This is a genomic window from Siphonobacter sp. (assembly GCF_048595215.1).
Taxonomy (GTDB): Bacteria; Bacteroidota; Bacteroidia; order Cytophagales; family Spirosomataceae; genus Siphonobacter.
Genome location: NZ_JBMDWJ010000162.1, coordinates 1 through 4,686, shown reverse-complemented (window position 1 = coordinate 4,686; position 4,686 = coordinate 1). Strand labels below are relative to the sequence as shown.

At 50.1% G+C, this 4,686-nt stretch carries 4 protein-coding genes; 2 read left to right on the top strand and 2 right to left on the bottom strand.

Annotated elements, in window-relative coordinates; all coding sequences use genetic code 11:
- Positions 1-2,406: S41 family peptidase (locus ACOJTG_RS09565; RefSeq protein ID WP_420153614.1), on the top strand; the 2,406-nt coding region annotated here is incomplete at its 5' end.
- A gap of 230 nt (positions 2,407-2,636) precedes the next feature.
- Here ACOJTG_RS09565 and ACOJTG_RS09560 read toward each other — a convergent pair.
- A complete protein-coding gene (locus tag ACOJTG_RS09560; protein WP_420153613.1) occupies positions 2,637-3,437 on the bottom strand; it encodes a class I SAM-dependent methyltransferase in 801 nt (266 codons plus the stop codon).
- Between the two features lie 241 nt (positions 3,438-3,678).
- On the opposite strand from ACOJTG_RS09560, the gene ACOJTG_RS09555 reads away from it, so the two are divergent.
- Positions 3,679-4,395 (top strand): 3-ketoacyl-ACP reductase, encoded by a 717-nt coding sequence (locus ACOJTG_RS09555; RefSeq protein ID WP_420153612.1) that lies wholly within the window; start codon positions 3,679-3,681, stop codon positions 4,393-4,395.
- A gap of 31 nt (positions 4,396-4,426) precedes the next feature.
- Here ACOJTG_RS09555 and ACOJTG_RS09550 read toward each other — a convergent pair.
- On the bottom strand, positions 4,427-4,686 hold a 260-nt coding region (locus ACOJTG_RS09550; protein WP_420153611.1), incomplete at its 5' end, for a 2'-5' RNA ligase family protein.

The window sequence follows — 4,686 nt, the reverse complement described above, 5'->3', positions numbered from 1 at the left end:
AAAGATTACCAGCTTTGGATTTACGACGTCGCCAGCAAAAAAGCTCAGCCCGTCCAACTGTCCATTTCGCGGAATTTCACGCTTCCCAAGGCTCAGGATTTCATCGTACAGGGCAATATCAATTTCTTCGATGTATCGCCCGATGGTAAGAAAATGGCGTTCTCTTCCCGGGGACAACTGTTCGTTTCCGACGTGGAAGGCAAGTACATCAAGCAACTCAGCACGAGTCCGACGGGCCGGGTGCTGGAAGTGAAATGGCTTTCCGACAACCGGACGCTGGTATTCAACCAGACCGTCAATGGTTATCAGAACTTTTTCAGCATCCCCGCCGACGGTAGCGGTACGGCGAAAGCCCTGACGAAAGACCTTCGGAATAACCGGAATCTCTTCCTGAATAAGGACCGTACGAAGGCCGTATATTTGAGCGGTCGCGACGAAGTTCGCTTACTGGATTTAAAGTCATTCGATTCGAAGACGCTCGTGAAGGATGAAATCTGGGCATTCCAGAACTCCTCACCCATGTTTTCGCCCAATGATGAGTACGTCGTATTCACGGCTCACCGTAATTTCGAACAAGATATTCTCGTCCACAAACTCTCGGACGGGAAAACGTACAATCTGACCAATACGGGCGTTACGGAAGCATCTCCATACTGGTCGCCCGACGGCAAGTACATTTATTTTGCCAGCAATCGGTATAAACCCTCTTATCCCTTTGGTCTGGCCGATGCCCACGTGTACCGGATGCCGCTGAGCAAGCTGGAAGAGCCGTATCGTTCCGACAAATTCGCCGAGCTTTTCAAGAAAGAAGAAAAGAAAGACGAGAAAAAGGAAACCAAGACAGACTCGAGCAAAACCAGTACGAAAAAGACGGACGTCAAAAAAGATAAAAAAGACGAGAAAAAGGACGAAAAGAAAAAAGAAGAACCCAAGAAGATTGATCCAATTGTGATTGACTTTGATGGTTTGATGGATCGCCTGGAGCAAATCAGTCCGAATTTCGGTACTGCGGTGGATCCAATCGTTGTCCAAAAAGACGCCAAAACGTTCGTTCTTTACCAGTCAGACCACGATCAGGGCCAACCCAGCTGGTGGAAAACGACGATTGAACCTTTCGTTCCGAACAAAACGGAAAAAATCGAAGGTACCCGTGGAGCTTCCGATTTTCTTCAACTCGACGGCAAGTACTATGTCATCGTGGGTGGAAACATTCACAAGCTGAATCTGGATGCCAACAAGGTCGAGAAGATTGACATGAAGCATACGTTTCGGAAGAATTTCGAGGAAGAATTCCGGCAGATGTTCGAAGAAACCTGGGCCAACGTAGAGGAGAATTTCTACAACGAAACCTTCCACGGAGCCGACTGGAAAGCCCTCAAGCCGAAATACGAGGCCTTTGTCTCTCGAGCTAACAATCGCACGGATTTCCGTACGCTGATGAACGATATGCTCGGCGAGTTGAATTCATCACATACGGGCTTCAGTTCGTACGGTCCGGAAGAAAGTAACTTCTTCGCGACCCGTACGCTTACGCCCGGCGTGATCTTCGAGGATGAAAATCCGTACCGGGTGAAGGCTGTTGTTAAGAACTCACCGCTCGATAAAACCGGAAAAGACGTAAAACCCGGTGACGTACTCGTGAAGGTGAACGGCCAAGAGGTCAACCCTAAACAAAACCGCGATTTCTATTTCCAGCAACCTTCACTGGATCAGGAAATGGAGTTGACGTTCGAACGAAACGGCAAAACCGTAGAAGTGAAAGTCCACCCCGAGTACTCAGGTGCACTGGTGAATCAACTGTACGATGAGTGGATCGATCAAAACCAGAAGTACGTGGATACCAAGAGCAAAAACCGGATCGGCTATGTACACATGAAAAACATGGGTATGGACGAATATCAGAAATTTGTGATTGATATGACCCGGGACTGGAATCAGAAAGACGCTCTGATTGTGGATTTACGCTACAACACAGGCGGTAACGTTCACGATCTGGTGCTGAACTTCCTGAGTCAGCGTCCGTACCTGCAGTGGCAGTACCGGGGTGGTGCCCGCTCACCGCAGCCGAACTTTAGCCCCTCGGGCAAGCCCATTGTGATGCTGATTAATGAGCAATCCCTGAGCGATGCCGAGATGACTTCTGCTGGATTTAAAGCTCTGAAGCTGGGTCAACTGATTGGTACGGAAACCTACCGCTGGATCATTTTTACCTCGGGCAAAGGACTGGTGGATGGCTCGTTCTACCGTCTGCCTTCCTGGGGTTGTTATACCCTCGACGGCAAAAACCTCGAACGCGAGGGCGTCCAGCCAGACATCACCGTCAAACAGACCTTTATGGATCGTCTGGAAGGAAAAGAACCCCAGCTCGACCGAGCCATTGAGGAAATTTTGAAAGATTTGAAGTAAGCATGTAATGAAAAGCCCCGGATCGATGTCCGGGGCTTTTTTTGAAGGTTGAAGAGTGTTAAACACGCGTTTGAAGTTTAAGTACGGGTTTAAGGTTTGATGAAAGTTGCATCAGAAGACCCTACCCTCCCCTTACCTCAAAACCCCGTAGGGGTGATCCATTCTGTTAGCCTGGGGTTTCAACCCCAGGCCCATTATCCCAGCACCCCACCAATATAGCCAGGCGATGCCTATACCCGTCCCCGTACCTCCTTTAGCTTCATCGTCATTGACTCTGCTTCCTGTTCAACCCAGCTCCGGTACTCGGTGATAGCTTGTTGGCGTTGTTCCTCCGTAAGCCAGCCGTTTTGTACCATTTGCTGGCCACGGGTTTCGGCTACGGTCGTCCAGAGGTTGAGTTTTGCGGTAAAGTCGGCTTGTCCCCGCTGATAGACTTCATTGGAATCCAGTACCAAGATTTCCAGAAACCCTAATTCGCTGAATAACTCCGGCAGGTGATCCGCGATCTCATTATCCATACCCGCGTCCGCTCGCCAGTCCAGAAAAGCCTGATAGAAAACCTGCATACTCGCGGGTGGTGACGGTGACCATTCCAGTTGAGCGTGGTTGTAATCAAGTATCGATACCCAGCCGCCGGGTTTCAGCAACGTTTTGAAATGCATTAAAGCCTCTTTCGGATTGCTCAGCCATTGTAGCACCCGAGCCGATACAATCAGGTCGAACGGTTTTTCGGTCTGATAGGTAAATAAATTTTCTGTGACTAATTCCAGATTCGTGATTTCCGCGAAATAAGCCTTTCCCCGCTCAATTAAATGTTCGCTGGAATCAATCCCAACGACAGAACCTTCGGGTCCCACTGCATCGGCGATGCCCTTGGAAATGGTACCCGTTCCGCAGCCAACATCGAGTACCCGCATACCCGGTTGTAGGAGCGACAGTAGCGTGGGGTAATCGCTGGACAGGGTTCGCTGGTCGAGTACGACGGCAGTGCCTTCGGGCATCCGGGCACGGTCAATGGCTTCGGAATTCATACGAAAAAGGTTAGTTACGCCGCCAAGGTAAACAAAACATTCCAGTATTTTCCGATGCCACGTACGCTTACTTTCCTACGCTCTTCTCCGTTCTTTTATACTGATTTTTAGTGGAATGACTTCTTTAGAAGATCCATTCACATCTTAGGCAAATAACCCCCTGGAAAGCAGAGAATCGTTTTTCTGAAACTATTCTTCCTTTCTTTGCGGTTAGTCGCAACTCAAACGATCCTTCTATTCTATGCAATCATTACAAGGAAAGCTGGCACTCGTCACCGGTGCTGGAAAAGGAATTGGCCGGGCCATTGCTCTGGCTCTGGCGGCCGAAGGCGTTAATGTCGCTCTGCTGGCTCGCTCAAACGACAGCCTGAAAGAAGTTGCCGCCGCCGTGGAAGCACTGGGTACGAAAGCGTATCCGGTATCGGCTGACGTAGCCGACCGTAACTCCGTAGAAACGGCCATCAATCAGATCCAAACGACGGCTGGTCCCATCGACATCCTCATCAATAATGCGGGTACGGCCAGCTTCGGCAGCTTTCTGGAACTGGAACCCGAAACCTGGGAAAATATCATTCAGGTCAACCTAATGGGCGTTTATTACGCCACCCGGGCCGTATTGCCCAGTATGATTGAAAACCAGTCCGGCGACATCATCAACATTGCTTCCACGGCCGGTCAACGCGGAGCTGCCCGTACCAGTGCGTACAGTGCCTCCAAATTTGCGGTACTGGGCCTGACGGAATCGCTCATGCAGGAAGTACGTAAGCACAACATCCGGGTTACGGCCCTGACACCCAGTACCGTGGCCACGGATATGGCGGTGACTCTGAACTTAACCGACGGAAACCCCGAGAAAGTCATGCAGGCCGAAGATCTAGCTGAACTGGTTATTGCCCATTTGAAGCTGAATCGTCGCGTATTTGTGAAAGAAGCGGGGTTGTGGTCTACGAACCCCTAAGCTTTTTGAACATCCATCCTGACTTTACGAATCAGGATGGATGTTCAAACAAAAACTCTTGCACCCACTGCCAGGGCCCCTGGTGATATTCCCACAGGACGAGCCCCGTTGCCCGTATTTCAAAGGGTTCAAAATGTTGCTGCAATTCCTGTTGCAGGGCTTTGGCTTCGGCCGGACTTACCTTATTCTGAACCGTAATGTGGGGCCATAACCGTTGCTGATCCTGCGGAATCAGCCACTGAGCCCATTCGTTCTGCAACTGCCGATGCAGGGCTTTCAATGGTTCGCTTT

Bases quoted from the DNA above. Each gene is read 5' to 3' on its own strand.
- ACOJTG_RS09560 (WP_420153613.1), bottom strand. From the start codon at position 3,437: ATGAATTCCGAAGCCATTGACCGTGCCCGGATGCCCGAAGGCACTGCC.
- ACOJTG_RS09555 (WP_420153612.1), top strand. From the start codon at position 3,679: ATGCAATCATTACAAGGAAAGCTGGCACTCGTCACCGGTGCTGGAAAA.